Consider the following 16416-nt stretch of genomic DNA (forward strand, 5'->3'; position numbering starts at 1 on the left):
GCCCCCAAGGGAGGTGCGCGATGAGCCTCACCATCGGTGAGCTGACCGGTTACGTGAGTCTGGACGTTCGCGAGGTAGACCGCGGTGTCGCCCGGGCCGGGCAGGCCATGACTCAGTTGCAGGGCGACATGACGGCCGTCGGCGACCGGGTCGGGAAGGCCGCCGGCGACGCGCTCGGCCAGGGCATCACCCGCGGCTCAGACGGCCGGCTGCGCGACCTCTACGGCCGATTCGCACGGGCCGGACGGGAGTCCGGCGCCGCACTCGGCGACGCGCTCGGCGACGGCACCCGCGAGGGCGCCGCCGATGCCGAGCAGGAGGCCACGGGCATGATGGGCCGTCTCAAGCTCGCCGCGGCGGGCGCGGGCGCCATGGTCGGTGGCGTGCTGATGGCCGGTATCGGAACGGCCCTCGAGCAGGGGCAGATCACCGGCCGGCTCGGCGCGCAGCTCGGTGCAACACCGGCCGTGGCCAAGCAGTACGGGCACATTGCCGGGCAGATGTACGCGGGAGCCGTCACCGAGGATTTCCAAGGCGCGGCCGACGCGATCCGGGCGACCATGAGCGCTGGTCTTGTGCCGCCGGACGCGACGAACGCACAGATTCAGTCCATCGCGACGAAGGTAAGCGACCTCGCGGGAACGTTCGAGCTCGACCTCGGGCAGGCCGCAAATGCCGTCGGCCAGATCATGAAAACCGGTCTGGCGCCGAACGCTCAAACCGCGCTGGACATCATGACGCGCGGTCTACAGGTAATGGGTCCGCGCGCCGATGACCTCGCCGATACGTTCAATGAGTATTCGGTCCAGTTCCAACAGCTCGGACTCGACGCGCAGACCGCAACGGGGCTGCTGTCCCAGGGAATGAAAGCGGGCGCGCGCGATACGGATGTCGTTGCGGACTCCCTCAAAGAGGGCACCTTGCTGATGACGGAAATGGGCGATGGCGCCACCGACGCCCTGAAGTCGATGGGCATGTCGGCGAGCGATATTCAAGCGAAGATCGCCGGCGGCGGGAAGGGCGCCCGCGACGCTCTACAGCAGGTTCTCGACGGGCTGCGCGGTATCAAGGACCCGGCCGACCGGGCCGCGGCTGCAACGGCGCTCTTCGGCACCAAGAGCGAGGACATGCAGAAAGCGTTGCTCGCGCTCGACCCGTCCAAGGCGAAAGACGCCCTTGGTCAAGTCAAGGGCGCCGCGGACCGTATGGGCGACTCCCTTCGTGACAATGCGGCTACGCGGATGGAGCAGTTCAAGCGGGCCGCACAGGAAAAGCTGGTCGGAGTTCTCGGCAACTACGTGATGCCGATGCTCATGCAGTTCGGCGGATTCGTACAGCAACACATCTCGTGGATCGGCCCATTGGCCGGTGTCATCCTCGGTATCGCAGCAGCCATGGGCATTTGGACCGCGGCCCAAGCCGTATTCAACGCTGTGATGGCGGCAAACCCGATCGTCCTGGTCATCGGCGCCATCGTCGGCCTTATCGCGGTCATCGTCATCGCGTGGCAGAAGTCCGAGACATTCCGCAACGTCGTCATGGCGGTGTGGGGCGCGGTGAAGTCCACGATCTCAGGCGCGGTTGACGGCATCATGGCCGCGGTCGGATGGTTCGGCACGCTCCCGGGCCTGATCTCCGGATGGTTCGGAGCCGCGAAGAACTCGGCCGTTACGAAGTGGAACGGGCTGCTGAACTGGTTGAGAGGATTCCCCGGCCGCGCGGGCGGGGCGCTCTCCTCACTGGCCGGCATACTCGGGAACACAGCGGCGACCGCGGGCGGGCGCCTGGTGTCCGCGATTAGCTCGAAGATATCCAGCGCGATCAGCTGGATTCGTGGCTTGCCCGGCCGCGCAAGGGCAGCACTCGGCGATCTGGGGAGCAAGCTCTACGCCTCCGGTCGATCGCTTGTCGGCGGATTCATCAACGGCATCACCAGCCGCGCCGGCGACCTCTACAACAAAGCCGCCGGATTGGTTTCCAAGGTCCGGAATCTGTTCCCGTTTTCTCCCGCCAAAGAGGGGCCATTCTCGGGGCGCGGCTACACCACCTATTCCGGCCGCGCACTGATCAACGGATTCGCCCAGGGAATCACTCAGCAGCAGGGCGCCGTGACGGCCGCTATGGCGCAGGTGGCGCAGGCCGGACACGACGCGCTCACCGGTTCCGCTCCGGCACTGACGGTAGGCCAGGGCGGCACAGCTGCTCTCACCGCGCCGCGCGCGGGCGCGGCCGGCGCGCCGGCGGGAACAACTGCGCCGCAACAGCCCGCGGTTGTGCGTATCGAAATCGACGCCGGCGACGGCGGCGACGACCTCACCCGCTGGATTCGTAAGACCGTGCGCGTGAAAGGCCGCGGAAATGTGCAGCTCGCATTCGGAGGTGGCTGATGGTATTCCCTGATCTTCGCGTGGAGATCCAGGCCGGCGGTACCTGGACGGATGTCACTGCCGACACGTACACCACGCGACCCCAGGTGACCATAAGTCGGGGCCGGGCGGATGAGGGAGCGCGGAGCGATCCGGCCCATTGCCAGCTCGGCCTGAACAATCGGGACGGCCAATACACGCCGAAGAATCCGATGAGCCCCTATTTCGGACTGATCGGCCGGAACACTCCGATACGGGTCAGCGTGGGTGGTGCCACGCCGCGGCTGGTGTTGGACGGCTCGACCACCGGTTACGCCTCCACCCCGGACGCTCCGGCGCTGGACATCACGGGAGACCTCGACCTGCGCTGCGAGGCTGAGCTCGACTGGACCGCATCCGACCTCGCTCAAGTCCTACTTGGGAAGTGGGACGGCGCGGCCAATCAGCGCTCATTCGCGTTGCGCGTGCTGGGTGGGCAACTGCTGTTGGACTGGGCGCCTGATGGCGTCACCACCCGATCCGCCACGGTGACGCTGCCGACGCTGCCGGACCGGGCCGCGGTGCGCGCGGTGCTGGACGTCGACGACGGGGCGGGCGGCTGCTCCGTCACGTTCTACTGGGCGCGGTCGCTGGGCGGGCCGTGGGTACAGATCGGTAGCCCGATCACACAGGCCGGGGGCACGAGCATCTTCTCGGGTACGGCGCCGCTCGGTGTCGGCCTGCCCGATCCCACCACCACCCCGGCATACGTCCCGTTCACCGGCGCCGGCTACCGGTGCGAGGTCCGCAACGGCATCAATGGTGCCGTCGTGGCCTCGCCCGACTTCACCTCTCAGTCGCCCGGGGCGCGGTCGTTCACGGATGCTGCCGGCTGTACGTGGGCGTTGCAGGGGTCGGCCGTGATCAGTGACAGGCTGACCCGGTTCGTCGGCGAGGTCTCGTCTTGGCCGTCCCGTTGGGGCGTGGCCGGTCAAGACGTGTGGGTGCCGCTGGAGGCGTCCGGGATCACTCGCCGTCTCGGGCAGGGTGTGAAACCCCTGGCGTCCACGCTGCGCCGCCGCATCACTTCTGAGCCCAATCTCTTGGCCTACTGGCCGATGGAGGAATCCAGAGACGCGACTCAGGCGTATAGCCCGATTCCGGGCGTACAGCCGTTGATCGTCAGCGGTGTGGAATTCGCCGCCACCGACACCCTCGCCGGATCGTCCCCGCTGCCGAAGATCGGGCCGGCCACGACGCTCGGCGGACAGGTGCCAGCAGGCCCTAACGGGGCGTGGCGGATCGAGTGCGTTTACCAGCTCGACAAGATGCCCGCCACCACGTTCACGCTGATGGAGATTTCCACCGCCGGCGGCACGTACAGCCGCATGCAGGTCGTCGTGACGCCCCTCGCCGTCCGGCTCTACGGCGTGAGCGGGCAAGCGGCGCCAACGCAGCTGCTCAGCGTGCTCGCAACTGACTTCCTCACCACGTGGAACCGGCTGCAAATCCGTGCCGAAACAGTCGGCGGATCGACCACCTTTCACCTGGACTGGGTCACCATCGGCAGCGACGCGCGCGGCCTATCCAACACCGTCGCCGGCGTGAGCGCCGGGCACGTCACTGCACTCTCCTTCGCCCCCGGGGCGGCGCTGGACCAGCTCACCCTGTATATGGGCCACCTGTCCGTGATGAGCGTGCTCGACTCCCCGATCTACAACTATGCCGATCACGGATTCCGGAGTGAGAGCGCGTCGGGCCGCGTCCGGCGCCTGTGTCAGGAAGAGGCCGTGCCGGTCGTCATCAGTGGCGCCGCACGGGACACCCCGACCATGGGCGCGCAGCGGCCGGCCGCGCTGCTTGACCTGTTGCAGCAGGCAGCCGACACCGACGGCGGAATACTGGGCGAGGCACGCGACCGGCTCACACTGCGGTACCGCGTGCGAGCTGGCCTCTACAGCCAGCCGCCGGCGCTCCAGCTGGATTACGCCGCTCCCGGGTTGGCGCCGCCCCTTGACCCCCTCGACGACGATTCGGGCGTACGTAACGACGTCACGGTCAACCGGATCGGTGGCAGCTCGGCGCGCGCGGTGGCGGAGTCCGGCCCGCTGTCCGTACAGCCCCCGCCGTACGGTGTCGGGACGTACGACGAGTCGGTCGACCTGTCCCTCGCGGACGACACACAGGCCGAGCCCATCGCGTATTGGCGCCTGTGGCAGGGAACGCAGGATGAGATCCGGTACCCGAGTGTGCACGTCAACGTCGCCGATGCGCCGCATCTTCTCGAGGATGCAGCAGCCGTCGTCGAGGGGAGCCGCATCACCATCGCCAACCCCCCGCCGTGGCTCCCGCCATCGACGCTCGACCTGATGGTGCAGGGGTATACGGAGGTGTTCCAACCGTACAAGTGGGACATCACGTTCCAGTGCTCGCCGGCGCGCCCGTGGAACGTCGCGGTGGCGGGCGGCGACGGCGCGGTGATTCGTGAGGACTTCGAGGACACCGCGTATGCCCTGAGCATCGCGGGCGGCGGCACCCTGCCGTGGACCCGTACCAGCACACAGGCGCACGAGGGAACGTGGTCGTTGCGGTCCGGCGCGGTGAGCAACAACCAGACCAGTGACGCGGTCGTGGCGGTCCCGCCCGGGGCAACCTCGCTGTCGTTCTGGTACCGCGTCAGCAGCGAGGGCGCCGGGGCCGGATTCGAGGGCGACCGGCTGCTCGTGCTTCGCGATGGTGTGCAGCTGCTCCGCGCACAGGGCGCGGTCGGATGGACGCCGTACACCCTCGACGTCACCGGCGCCGGCGCGGTCACCTTCCGGTACGTGAAGGACAACTCGACCGCCTCCGGCGAGGATGCGGCGTACATCGATGACCTCGCCATCGTCGTGCCCCCGGCCGACGCGGGCCCGCTGCCCGTGGCGGACACCGACGGGAGCGAGCTCGCCGCGGCGGTAGGCCCGGCCGACACCGCGTTGCCCGTCGAGGTGACCAGCGGCCCGCCGTGGCCGACGGGCCCCGACTTCGCGCCCGTCGAGGCCGTTCTCGGCGGCGAGCAGGTCACCGTTACCGCCGTCACCGGCACCACCTCGCCGCAGGTCCTCACCGTCACCAGGGCCGTCAACGGCATCACCAAGGCGCACCCGGCGGGCACCGCCGTGAGCCTCCCCCACCCCGCTATCGCCGCTTTGTAGGAGGTCCCCTTGTCCACCCCCGTGCAGCAGTGGCACCCGGGAATGGCCGTCACCGCCGGCCGACTGCAATACATGCTGGAAAGGCTCGCAGAATCCGTCACGGTGAGCGCGTACGGCGCGACCGGCGACGGCGTCACCAACGACGCTCCGGCGATTCAGGACGCGTTGAACCAGGCGCGCACCGCGGGCGGCGGCTGGGTGATAGTCCCGCCCGGGAAATACCTGCTCTCAACGCTACCGCTGCGCATCTACCGGAACACGCGATTGACCCTGCTGCCTGGGGCTGAATTCCAGCGGAACGCGGCAGAGACCATGATTCTCAACGGCGATGCCGCGCAGAATTTCAGCGGCTACGGAGGAGAATCGAACATTCTCATCGAGGGTGGCCTCTGGAATATGCGCGGCACGGTCGCCGGATTGACCGGCTCGGCGATGTGCATCAGCATCGGGCACACTTCGGACATCACCATTCGGGATCTCGAAGTCAGGGACCTTCCGGGCTTCCATGCGGTCGAATTGAACTCGACCAAACGCGGCATCATCCAGAACTGCAAATTCCGCGGGTACATCGACCCGGGGGCGCGCGACTTTTCCGAAGCGATTCAGCTCGACTTGGCAAAATCGGTCGGAGTTTTTGGCGGATTTGGCCCATACGACCACACGCCGACCGAGGATATCCTCATTGAGGGGTGCTATTTCGGCGCCTCGGGCACGGTCGGCACCACGGCGTGGCCACGGGGAATCGGCTCCCACAGTGCGACGATCAGCAAGTTTCACCGACGCATTCGCATCGTCGGGAACACTTTCGAGAGCGTCCTACAGTACGGCGTGAGCGCCTACAACTGGGAAGACACCACCGTGAGCGGAAATACATTTTCCTCTTGCGGGTCCGGCGTGCGCATTCGATCGGTCATCAGCTCCGACACTGAGGATACGAAAGACCCGAACGGCACGCAGACGTCGGCGAGCCAGTCCATCAAGAATTTCGCCATCACGGGAAACACATTCCGGTTCGGTGGCGGGTACGACGAGCCAATCGTCGCGCTAGGTGAGAGCACTGGGCAGATTCTCAACCTGGCCATATCCGGCAATGCGATCGACACTTCGGCCAGCGCTCAGAACGGCATCCGGTTGCAGTACGTCGAGCGGTACAGCGTCACCGGAAACGCCATCTCCAACGTGGATGGCACGGCCATATCACTGGAGAACTGCACGAACGGCAACGTGGGCACGAATCAAATCTACACACCCGGTGCCCACGGAATTACCGCCGTCACCTGTACGCACACCAGCCTGAACGCGAACAACATCATGTACGCCGGCAATAACGGAATTCTGATTCAGGATGGCAGCGACCTACAGATTAAAAACAATTACATCAAGGGTCCTGGGCGCGCGACGAACGCAACGTGGTACGGAATCCGCGTCAGCACGAACGCATCAAGCGTTCACCTGACCGGAAATAAAACGCGCCCGAACGGATCGGGGAACGAAGCCATTCACGGCCTGTCAATCTCGAATGCATGCAGCTTCATTGCGCGCTACGGGAATGATTTCCGGGGCTCCCAGTTCACGGGCGGTACCGGCATGAACGACGCCTCGCCGTCCCCGCAGACCCTCGCAACCGACCTCAGCTGACCTCAGCTACCCCGCCCTCACACCGCACGCCCCGGCACCGCGCCGCGGGCGTTTTCTCATGTCTGGAGACCCCCAGTGGCACGCATGCCCGGCGCCGAGTGGCACCCCATCCCGACCAACTTCACCAACGGCGGGCAAGAGGCCGTGCACGGTGTCGTCGTGCACATCATGGCCGGCACGCTCAGCGGTACGGACAGTTGGTTCCGCAACCCCAAGGCTCGGGCGTCATCCCACTTCGGGACCGGCAAGGGCGGCCGACTGGTGCAGTGGGTCGACACCGCCGACCGGGCGTGGGCCCAGGCCGACGGCAACCGCCGCTGGCTCTCCGTCGAGAACGAGGGCGAGGGCGGCGACGAGCTCACCGACGACCAGCTCGACCGCAACGCGCAGGTACTCGCATGGGCCCACCAGAAGCACGGCGTACCGCTCCAGCTCGCCAAGTCCCCCAGCGGGCGCGGACTCGGCTACCACGCCATGGGCGGCGCCGCATGGGGCGACCATCCGTCGTGCCCCGGTTCCCGCATCATCCGGCAGCTTCCCGAGATCCTGCGCCGAGCGAAGAAGCTCACCGGCGGCACCGCGCCGGCCCCGGGCAAGCCGAAGACGGTCGACCTGTCCAAGCTGATCGCCGCCGCCAAGAGGGACCCCGCCAAGGCCGGCACCCCTGTGTCGTACGCGGGCGCCCGCGTCGTCGAGGACGCCCTCGCCGCCGAGGGTCTGCTCGAGCGGCGGTATGTCGACGGCCATTTCGGCAGCGCGTCCGTGACCGCCTACTCCCGATGGCAGCGCCGTTGCGGCTACGTCGGAGCCGCCGCCGATGGCATCCCCGGCCGCGCGAGCCTCGACGTCCTCGCCCACCGCCACGGATTCAAGGTGACCGAGTAGCCACCCCTCGACCGGCCCGCCCCGGCACCGCGCCGCGGCGGGCATCACCCCCCGAACGAACGGACACCCCGCCGTGACCGACAAGAACCGCCGCACCGCGCGCACCGTCGTACAGACCATCGTCGGCCTCGCCGCCGCGCTCCCGATCCTGCTGCCCACGCTCGGCGTGCCCTCGACGGCCGCCGGCTATGGCGTCGTGCTCGCCGTCGCCGCCGCCGTCACGCGCGCCATGGCCTCGCCCACCGTGCAACGCATCCTGCCCGCGTGGCTCCGTACCGCGCCGGATGCGGGAGGCAGTAGGCAGTGACGACCGGCCCCTCGCCGTCTGACCCGGCCGCCGTCACGCTCGAGCTCGAGCGCATCCGCCGCAGTATCGAGGTGGGCTTCACCCGCACCGACGGCGCCCTCGCCCTACTGGTGCAGCGGCACGATCACAGCGACGAAGCGCTCAAGGAGCACGCCCGCCGACTCGACAGCGCCGACGGCCGCCTCGACACCCTCGAACGCGGCGAGACCGACCGCCAGAAGCGCACCGAGGACCGCCTCGCCGCCCTCGAGCGCGCACGCTGGCCGCTCCCATCTGTCGCCGCACTGGTCGCCCTGTGCGGCTTCATCCTGTCCGCATGGCAGCTCGCCACCAGGTAGCACTACGCCCCCCACGCGGCCTCATGGGCCGTTGTGGGGGGCGTTGTGTGCGTTGGGCACAGTCCGGCCGTAGGCTCGACCGCGCCGGCACAGCGGACGGCCCGCCCCCGAATCCCGCGGGGGCGGGCCGCTCAGCTGCTCCCGTGCACCTACGCGTCGAATCGGCCCTCGCGGACCGCAGACACGAATGCCGTCATCTGCTCACGGCTCACCAGCAGGGCAGGCCCCGCCGGCCGCTTGCTGTCTCGCACCGCGACCGACTCACTGTCGACGATGCCCACCTCGACACAGTCCGACTGAGTGCCCGACGCGCTCGACTTCCACCAGGCAACCGGCAAGGTCGACGCGTCATCAATCCTGGTCATCCATGATCCCTTATCTCTGCGATGCGATCTGCGGACGCATCGACCGGAAGCGCGACCGCACGCAACCGTTCGAACGCGTCCCGGTAGACGCCCACCTGTTCCCGATCCTCGACATACAGGGCCGAGGTCAGGCTTTCCGTGTGGACGACATCGAGGTCTGCATGTCCCTCGAAACCGAGTACCGAGAACGCTCCCAACTGCCCAGCGTGGAGCGGGGCATCCGTCGGCAACACCTGAATACTGACGTTCGACCGTCGGCTCAGCGTCAGCAATCTGGACAGCTGGCCGTACATCACACCTTCGCCAATGCAACGCGTGCGTAGCGCTCCCTCACCGACGATGGCCGATAGGGCGACCGGTTGTTCCCGCGAGGTGAGCACAGCTTGCCGGGCGAGGCGCACCTCGACCAGCGCATCGAGCTTCCCCTCGACCGCGGCCGACATGTCGATACTCGTCATGAGCTCCCGGGCGTACTCCCCGGTTTGGAGCAGCCCAGGGATGACGCCCATCTGCCACGTACGCACGTCCGTTGCCTCAGCCTCCAGGCTGATCAAGTCCTCATAGACCGGCGACAGCACACCTCGGTACGACTGCCACCAGCCGCGCCGCGAGCCCTCGCGCGTAAGGGCGAGCAAGGCCGCTCGTAGCTCCGTGTCATCCGCTCCGTACAGGTCGAGCAGCATCTCGACATCAGGTGCCTTGGCCGCGCTGCGGGCAGTCTCGAGCCGACTCAACTTGGCTACCGTGATGCGGCCAGATGACTTCTCGGCGACGTCGTCGAGTGTGAGGTCGAGGGCAACCCGAAGCGCGCGCAACTTGGCGCCGAGCCTGCGCCGGCGGACCGTTGGTGCGCTCACGTAGTACCCCTCCGCTTCGTGGTGTTGGTCGACAGTCTGCCGCGTGCGCTCCGACCATGTCACGTCGCAAACCTCCTGTCTGCCGCGATCTCGCGACGGCATATGCAAATTCTCATTCCACCCGTACGAGGGTTGCACATGACGTGTGATCAGGAGCACTCTGGTGCGACGAAAAGTAATCGTGCCGCTACTGGCGTGACGTATTTCGTACGCCGATATGCGCCCTCACGAGGGGATTTGCATGGTGACCATGCAACAACGCCCGCCCGATCCACCCTGCTCTTCTGCTCCGTCCGGCCCCCCGCCCGCCGTGCTGTTCTCCCGAGATCCGGAGACCGCTGGACATGCGCGCGACTACGCCCTCGAGGTGATCCAGCGCAGCGCTCCAGACCTCGCGGCCGACCACGTCGGCGACGTGCAGTTGATCGTCTCCGAGTTAGTTACCAACGCGCTCCGATACGGAGGCGAGCCGGGCGACAGCGTCGCCGTCGTCGTCGAGGTATCGCTCGACCGGGCGCGGGTCGAGGTACACGACACCCGCCGCCGTCGGCCGCAGTTCAAACCGGAGTCCGAGGAACGGCAACGCGGGCGCGGCCTGTTCATCGTCGATGCGCTGGCGGCCTCGTGGGGCGTGGACGACCGGCCGTTCGGAAAGATCGTATGGGCGGAACTGAAATGGACATGACCGAAATCCGTCCGATACCCGGCCCCGGATTCGTGGCGCGCCTGCTCGTGTCGTCGTGGGTAGACCCGATGAGGGATTCCGACGCGCCGGTGCCGTTCATGCTGATCGGGCATCCGGGCCCGCGGCACCCGGGGGAGACCACCGAGAGTGTCGAGCGCGGTCTGTTAGGCATGGCGGATTCCATGCGGCTGTCGCCGGCGTCCGACCGGGTACCCCACATCGGCCCCCGCCTGCTGATCGGCGGGCGCGTGACGGCCCTCGACTACGGCCACCCGTCCTACTTCTTCCGGGTGCCGTCCCCGTCGGCGCGGTGGCGTGAGCTGGTCGCCCGCGGCCAGCTGGCATGCATGACCCTCTGCCTCGACCCCGTGCCGTTCGGAGCGGGCCCGGATGGTACCGAGGCGTTTATCAGTCGCTCTATCGCGAACGGGCGCGCCCTCATGGGCGCGGTGTCCGCACGCACCCGGTAGAGCCCCATATCGACCCCGGTCGCCCCTAATCCCCCGGGGGGCGGCCGGGGTCTTCCCTTGCCCGCGGAACGCACCGGGCCCCGCTCGCCATCGCTCCCCAGCGATGTCGAACGGGGCCCGTTCGATGCCCTGACCGCCATCCCCAGACCTGTTTACGCAGGTCCGGGGCCCGCCACTGTTACGGATGTTTCACCGCAACAGGTGCCCAGCTGTCCGGGCTTCGTGCCGTCCGCCGCACCCCCGTCCCCACGGGGTTGATGGCCAGGAAGTCCCCGGCCCGGGCCGCTCTCCCGGACCTGGGGCGCTCAGCGCCCCAGCATTCCCGCCACGGACGACGCCTGTGTGACGACGGCTTCCCAGCCGCCGAACGCGATGCTCAGCAGGACGGCCAACGGCAGCACCATGGCCGCCGCGACCAGCGGATGGCGGGTGCCGGTCTGCGGGCTGCCGAACGCGTCAAGGGCGCGGTGCCCGCGTGCCCTGACGACCGTACGTCCCACCGTGTCCGCCATCGTCCTTCCTCCGTCACATCTGCAGCGGCGAGCGTCTGACCTCGGGGGACGAGTGCTGCGCCCGCCGCTTGACCTCAACATTAGGCGCGCGCCCCGGTACCCGGCGTCATGCCCTCGTACCGATTGCCGGGCCTCCCGGAGGATGACGCCGGACCGGGCCTCGTACTCCCCTGGGTGGAGAAAATCGCCCAGGACTTGGGGTCTTCCCGGAGGGGTCCACCGGAGCGCATCCTTCCGGGGGTGGAGCGGGCTCCCCCGGGACTACTCGCGGTCCCCGTCCGCGCCGCGCGGAACCGGCTGCTCCACCAGGGCCAGGACCCGGTTCGCCATGAATCGGGCCGTCCGCACCACGGACCCGTTTCGGGTGACTTCGCTCACTTCCACCACCCCGCGCCGCACCGCCGTCTCGACCCGCCGCCCCGCTCTCCCGGCCACCACTTCGTACGTCCGCGTCGTGTCGCCCGCGTCCACCACTATCTCCACACGATCACCCTTCACGGTCTCAATCCCCCTTCTGAGACGGTCTTTTGAGGTCACGCACGTGCGGACCGGAGCACGGATTGCCACGATTCCGGCCCACTTCTCCAGGATCCCAGGCACCACTGACAATCCGTAGGCCGACGCATGCGCGGCCTCTCAGCGCGCGGGGCCGTCAATCCGTAAGCTGTGCACGTCAGACGGACGGCAGTGGACCGGCAGCAGACGGCAGCGGATGGGGCTCCCCACCAAGGGGTGAGGGAAGGGCTCCCCACCGGAGGTAGGGGACGGACATGGCGATGATGCGGCTCCGGCGCGAGGACCCGCGTGTCGTCGGCTCCTTCCGGCTTCACCGGCGGCTCGGTGCGGGCGGTATGGGGGTCGTCTACCTGGGGTCCGACCGGCGCGGACAGCGGGTGGCGCTCAAGGTCATCCGGCCGGATCTGGCGGAGGACCGGGAGTTCCGGTCGCGGTTCGCCCGCGAGGTGTCCGCCGCGCGGCGGATCCGCGGCGGCTGTACGGCGCGGCTGGTGGCCGCGGACCTGGAGGCCGACCGGCCGTGGTTCGCCACCCAGTACGTGCCCGGTCCCTCCCTGCACGACAAGGTCAACGAAGAGGGCCCGCTGCCGGCCGCGCACGTCGCGTCCGTCGGGTCCGCGCTGGCCGAGGGGCTGTTGGCGGTGCACGAGGCGGGGGTCGTCCACCGTGACCTCAAGCCGTCGAACATCCTGCTCTCCCCCAAGGGCCCCCGCATCATCGACTTCGGCATCGCCTGGGCCACCGGGGCCAGCACGCTGACCCACGTCGGCACGGCCGTCGGCTCCCCCGGCTTCCTCGCACCCGAGCAGGTGCGGGGTGCGGCCGTCACCCCGGCGACCGACGTCTTCGCGCTGGGCGCGACGCTCGCGTACGCCTCTACGGCGGATTCGCCGTTCGGGCACGGGAGTTCCGAGGTGATGCTGTACCGCGTGGTGCACGAGGAGCCGCAGCTGCTCGGGGTGCCGGACGCGCTGGCTCCGCTGCTGCACGCGTGCCTCGCGAAGGACCCGGAGGACCGGCCGACGACGCTGCAGCTCTCGCTGCGGCTCAAGGAGATCGCGGCGCGGGAGGCCCATGGGGCGCCTGGGCCGCACGGGCATAGTTCGGACGGGCGGCCGGTGGGGCGCCGGGCCGACGCGTACGCGGACCAGCACACGGAGCGCCGACCGGGTGCGGGTACGCCGCCCCGGGGCGCGGCGGCGCCCCGGGCGTCCGCGCCGCGGTCGGGGGCGCCTGGTGCGGGGGCGTCCGGTGCGGGGGCGGCGCGTACGGCGGGGCGCAACACCCCGGCGTCGCGGCCCCCGGCGCCGCGCCGCGGCCAGGGTCAGGGCCAGGGTCAGGGCCAGCGGCCTCCGGCTCGTACGGTCCGCACCTCCCCGAACGGCCGCCGCCCGGCCACCACGGACCGTCTCCGGCTGATGCGTCAGCGGCTGACGGTCTTCGTTGTGGTGACGCTGCTGGTGGCGCTGGGCATCGCGGCGGCCCAGGGCTGCCAGGGGCCGTCGCGCGGGCTGGGCGTACCGACGGCGCCTACGGCGCCGGGGGCGCCGGAGGCAGGCCCCGAGAGCGGGCTCTGACCCGGCTGCGGGTGCGGGTGGTGGGTGCCGGGTGCGGGGCCCCGAATCAACCCAGCCCGCCGAGCGGCGCAGTACGGGCAAGGTGGGTGGGTCCGCCCCCGGCCCTATCCCCGACCAGCGGCTACCGGCTGACGGCCCCAGCCCCCGTTCAAACCCGGCCCACCCGGCGGCGCACTACCGGACGAGGCTGGGCCCGCCCCGGCCCTACCCGCCGACCAGCGGTACCGGCTGGTGGCTCCGGCCTCGATTCGAACCGGCCCACCCGGCGTCACCCCCGCCGACTAACGACCACCGGCTGACAGCACCGGCCCCCGAGAACCCGGCCCGCCCAACGGCGCCCCTCCCCCTCCCGCCGACTAGCGGCTGGTGGCTCCGCCCGTCAGGCCGAGGGCCGGGGTGTCCCCGGTTTCGGGGAGGGGTGGGGTTGGGGAGAGGAGACCGGTGGGCCTCCGGGGGCGGCCGCGTTGCCTCCCTCCGCAGGACGGCTACCTGCCGGTGGCCCCGGCGCTACGCCTCGGGGCGGCCCGTGGTGACCGCGTAGAAGGCTACGGCCGCGGCCGCGCCCACGTTGAGGGAGTCGACGCCGTGGGCCATGGGGATGCGGACCCATTCGTCCGCGGCCATCAGGGCCTGGGTGGAGAGGCCGTCGCCCTCGGCGCCGAGCATCAGGGCGACGCGGTCGAGACGGTGAGGGGCCGCGTCGTCGAGGGAGGTGGCCTTTTCGTCGGGAGTGAGGGCGAGGATCTTGAAGCCCGCGTGCCGGACCGCTTCGAGGCCGCGCGGCCAGGTTTCCAGGCGGGCGTACGGAACGGAGAAGACGGCGCCCATGGAGACCTTGACGGAGCGGCGGTAGAGGGGGTCGGCGCAGTCCGGGGAGAGGAGGACGGCGTCCATGCCGAGGGCGGCGGCGCTGCGGAAGATGGCGCCGATGTTGGTGTGGTCGTTGACGGACTCCATGATCACGACGCGTCGGGCGCCCGCGAGGAGTTCCTCGGCCTCGGGCAGCGGTTTGCGCTGCATGGAGGCGAGGGCGCCGCGGTGGACGTGGTAGCCCGTGACGCGTTCGGCCAGTTCGGGGCTGACCGCGTAGACGGGGGCGGGGACGTCCTCGATGACGTCGCGCATGACGTCGACCCACTTGGACGACAGCAGCATCGAGCGCATCTCGTAACCGGCGAGGCGGGCCCGCCGGATCACCTTCTCGCCCTCGGCGATGAACAGCCCTTCGGCGGGCTCGCGCTTGCGTCGTAGCTCCACATCGGTCAGACCCGTGTAGTCGCGCAGCCGCGGGTCGTCGGGATCATCGACGGTGATGAGATCAGCCACTTGAGTGATACTGCCTTGTCCTGGATGCCGTGCCAATGCGGCGACGTGAGGAAGTTACCGGTGGTTACGTCAGCGGGAGCCGACGGCGACCACGTCGCCGATGACGATGACCGCGGGGGGACGTACGCCCTCGGCGGCGACCGTGTCGGCCACCGTGGCCAGGGTCGCGTCGACGCGGCGCTGGGCGGCGGTGGTGCCCTCCTGGATGACGGCGACGGGGGTGTCCGCGCCCCGGCCGTGGCGTATGAGGGCGGCGGCGATGGCGCCGATCTTCTCGACGGCCATCAGGAGGACGAGCGTGCCGCGCAGGCTGGCCAGCGCGGACCAGTCGACGAGGGAGCGGGGGTCGTCGGGGGCGACATGGCCGCTGACCACCGTGAACTCATGGGCGACCCCACGGTGGGTGACCGGGATCCCGGCGGAGGCGGGGACGCTGATGGAGCTGGAGATGCCGGGGACGACCGTGCAGGGGATACCGGCCTCGGCGAGCGCCTCGGCCTCTTCCATGCCGCGGCCGAAGACGAACGGGTCGCCACCTTTGAGCCGGACGACGGCCTTGCCCGCCTTGGCGTGTTCGATCAGCGCGTTGTTGATGGCCTCCTGGGCCATGAAACGGCCATACGGGATCTTCGCGGCGTCGATGACCTCGACATGCGGCGGGAGTTCGTCGAGGAGGTCGCGGGGGCCGAGCCGGTCGGCGACGACCACGTCCGCCTCGGCGAGGAGGCGGCGGCCGCGCACGGTGATCAGGTCCGGGTCGCCGGGGCCGCCGCCCACCAGGGCGACGTGCGGGCCGCGGGTGCGGTGGCGGGGGGCCGCGAGGGTGCCGTCGCGCAGGCCCTCGACGACGGCGTCGCGCACGGCGGCGGAGCGGCGCGGGTCCTGCCCGGTGAGCACGGCGACGGTGACGCCCTCGCTGCGCCCGGTGGCCGGGGTCCAGGCGGAGGCGGCCTCGGCGTCGTCGCTGCGTACGCACCAGACGCGGCGCGCCTCGGCCTCGGCGGAGGCGGCCGCGTTGGCGGCCGGGTCGTCGGTGGTGATCAGCGCGTACCAGGCGTCCTCGAAGTCGCCGTCCTGGTAGCGGCGGCGCTCCCAGCGCACCTCCCCCGCCTCGGCCATGGCCTCGACGGAGGGGGTCGCGGAGGGCGAGATCAGCAGGACGTCCGCGCCCGCGGCGATCAGCGCGGGCAGCCGCCGCTGGGCGACCTGGCCCGCCCCGAGGACGACGACGCGCCGCCCCGTGAGGCGCAGTCCGACCGGGTATGCGAAGTTCTCGGACATGGCGGTGCGGCTCTCCTCATGCGAATGCCTGCCGCTGCGGCGCTGGAGCGGCTGATCAAGTGGTACTGATCAAGTGGTGGGGCGTGGCCCCCGCCGACACCTTACGCGGCGGGGGCGCAC

Annotated in this window: 15 protein-coding genes; 9 read left to right on the forward strand and 6 right to left on the reverse strand. The window is 69.6% G+C overall.

From position 1 onward, the window contains the following. Positions 1 to 20 precede the first annotated feature (20 nt). The 6 genes from ACZ6CL_RS36310 to ACZ6CL_RS36335 all read left to right on the forward strand — a co-directional run bounded on the left by ACZ6CL_RS36310 (position 21) and on the right by ACZ6CL_RS36335 (position 8707). On the forward strand, positions 21 to 2387 hold the full coding sequence (locus tag ACZ6CL_RS36310) for a phage tail tape measure protein (RefSeq protein ID WP_468944104.1): 2367 nt from the start codon (positions 21 to 23) through the stop codon (positions 2385 to 2387). A gap of 20 nt (positions 2388 to 2407) precedes the next feature. Then, the gene (locus tag ACZ6CL_RS36315; protein ID WP_468944107.1) at positions 2408 to 5539 is read left to right on the forward strand and encodes a hypothetical protein; all 3132 of its coding nucleotides are present in this window, start codon (positions 2408 to 2410) and stop codon (positions 5537 to 5539) included. A gap of 9 nt (positions 5540 to 5548) precedes the next feature. After that, a complete protein-coding gene (locus ACZ6CL_RS36320; protein ID WP_468944109.1) occupies positions 5549 to 7177 on the forward strand; it encodes a right-handed parallel beta-helix repeat-containing protein in 1629 nt (542 codons plus the stop codon). 84 nt (positions 7178 to 7261) lie between these two features. Beyond that, entirely contained in the window at positions 7262 to 8062 is an 801-nt protein-coding gene (locus tag ACZ6CL_RS36325; RefSeq protein WP_468944187.1) for an N-acetylmuramoyl-L-alanine amidase, read from the forward strand. Positions 8063 to 8135: 73 nt separating this feature from the next. Further along, positions 8136 to 8369, forward strand: a complete 234-nt coding sequence (locus tag ACZ6CL_RS36330; protein ID WP_468944112.1) for a hypothetical protein — start codon at positions 8136 to 8138, stop codon at positions 8367 to 8369. Then, complete coding sequence (locus ACZ6CL_RS36335; protein WP_468944115.1) at positions 8366 to 8707, forward strand: hypothetical protein; 342 nt, start codon at positions 8366 to 8368, stop codon at positions 8705 to 8707. The genes ACZ6CL_RS36330 and ACZ6CL_RS36335 overlap by 4 nt, the downstream gene beginning before the upstream one ends. 149 nt (positions 8708 to 8856) lie before the next feature. Here the strand turns inward: ACZ6CL_RS36335 and ACZ6CL_RS36340 are convergent, their stop codons facing one another. Both ACZ6CL_RS36340 and ACZ6CL_RS36345 read right to left on the reverse strand, forming a co-directional pair. Then, positions 8857 to 9072: a DUF397 domain-containing protein gene (locus tag ACZ6CL_RS36340; protein WP_468944116.1), complete on the reverse strand. Its 216-nt coding sequence runs from the start codon at positions 9070 to 9072 to the stop codon at positions 8857 to 8859. After that, a complete protein-coding gene (locus tag ACZ6CL_RS36345) occupies positions 9069 to 9929 on the reverse strand; it encodes a helix-turn-helix domain-containing protein (RefSeq protein ID WP_468944190.1) in 861 nt (286 codons plus the stop codon). The genes ACZ6CL_RS36340 and ACZ6CL_RS36345 overlap by 4 nt, the downstream gene beginning before the upstream one ends. Before the next feature lie 241 nt (positions 9930 to 10170). On the opposite strand from ACZ6CL_RS36345, the gene ACZ6CL_RS36350 reads away from it, so the two are divergent. Both ACZ6CL_RS36350 and ACZ6CL_RS36355 read left to right on the forward strand, forming a co-directional pair. Beyond that, the gene (locus ACZ6CL_RS36350; protein ID WP_468944118.1) at positions 10171 to 10614 is read left to right on the forward strand and encodes an ATP-binding protein; all 444 of its coding nucleotides are present in this window, start codon (positions 10171 to 10173) and stop codon (positions 10612 to 10614) included. Then, positions 10605 to 11084, forward strand: coding sequence for a hypothetical protein (locus tag ACZ6CL_RS36355; protein WP_468944120.1), 480 nt, complete (start codon positions 10605 to 10607; stop codon positions 11082 to 11084). Before ACZ6CL_RS36350 ends, ACZ6CL_RS36355 begins: the two co-directional genes overlap by 10 nt. Positions 11085 to 11389: 305 nt before the next feature. Here ACZ6CL_RS36355 and ACZ6CL_RS36360 read toward each other — a convergent pair whose 3' ends face one another. Both ACZ6CL_RS36360 and ACZ6CL_RS36365 read right to left on the reverse strand, forming a co-directional pair. Then, positions 11390 to 11596: a hypothetical protein gene (locus ACZ6CL_RS36360; protein ID WP_468944122.1), complete on the reverse strand. Its 207-nt coding sequence runs from the start codon at positions 11594 to 11596 to the stop codon at positions 11390 to 11392. Between the two features lie 261 nt (positions 11597 to 11857). Further along, positions 11858 to 12094 (reverse strand): hypothetical protein, encoded by a 237-nt coding sequence (locus ACZ6CL_RS36365; RefSeq protein WP_055557600.1) that lies wholly within the window; start codon positions 12092 to 12094, stop codon positions 11858 to 11860. A 272-nt stretch (positions 12095 to 12366) separates the two neighbouring features. Here ACZ6CL_RS36365 and ACZ6CL_RS36370 point away from each other — a divergent pair, with 272 nt between their 5' ends. After that, positions 12367 to 13689: a serine/threonine-protein kinase gene (locus ACZ6CL_RS36370; protein ID WP_468944124.1), complete on the forward strand. Its 1323-nt coding sequence runs from the start codon at positions 12367 to 12369 to the stop codon at positions 13687 to 13689. A gap of 507 nt (positions 13690 to 14196) precedes the next feature. On the opposite strand, the gene ACZ6CL_RS36375 is transcribed toward ACZ6CL_RS36370, so the two are convergent. Both ACZ6CL_RS36375 and cobA read right to left on the reverse strand, forming a co-directional pair. Next, a complete protein-coding gene (locus tag ACZ6CL_RS36375; protein WP_468944126.1) occupies positions 14197 to 15015 on the reverse strand; it encodes a TrmH family RNA methyltransferase in 819 nt (272 codons plus the stop codon). A 69-nt stretch (positions 15016 to 15084) separates the two neighbouring features. Further along, positions 15085 to 16296, reverse strand: a complete 1212-nt coding sequence (cobA, locus tag ACZ6CL_RS36380; RefSeq protein ID WP_468944129.1) for a uroporphyrinogen-III C-methyltransferase — start codon at positions 16294 to 16296, stop codon at positions 15085 to 15087. Between the last annotated feature and the right edge of the window lie 120 nt (positions 16297 to 16416).

Source organism: Streptomyces sp. NPDC041200 (assembly GCF_055591805.1).

Coding starts and splice junctions, on each gene's coding strand:
- ACZ6CL_RS36310 (WP_468944104.1), top strand. CDS start 21: ATGAGCCTCACCATCGGTGAGCTGACCGGTTACGTGAGTCTGGACGTT.
- ACZ6CL_RS36325 (WP_468944187.1), top strand. CDS start 7,262: ATGCCCGGCGCCGAGTGGCACCCCATCCCGACCAACTTCACCAACGGC.
- ACZ6CL_RS36340 (WP_468944116.1), bottom strand. CDS start 9,072: ATGACCAGGATTGATGACGCGTCGACCTTGCCGGTTGCCTGGTGGAAG.
- ACZ6CL_RS36350 (WP_468944118.1), top strand. CDS start 10,171: ATGGTGACCATGCAACAACGCCCGCCCGATCCACCCTGCTCTTCTGCT.
- ACZ6CL_RS36355 (WP_468944120.1), top strand. CDS start 10,605: ATGGACATGACCGAAATCCGTCCGATACCCGGCCCCGGATTCGTGGCG.
- ACZ6CL_RS36360 (WP_468944122.1), bottom strand. CDS start 11,596: ATGGCGGACACGGTGGGACGTACGGTCGTCAGGGCACGCGGGCACCGC.
- ACZ6CL_RS36370 (WP_468944124.1), top strand. CDS start 12,367: ATGGCGATGATGCGGCTCCGGCGCGAGGACCCGCGTGTCGTCGGCTCC.
- cobA (WP_468944129.1), bottom strand. CDS start 16,296: ATGTCCGAGAACTTCGCATACCCGGTCGGACTGCGCCTCACGGGGCGG.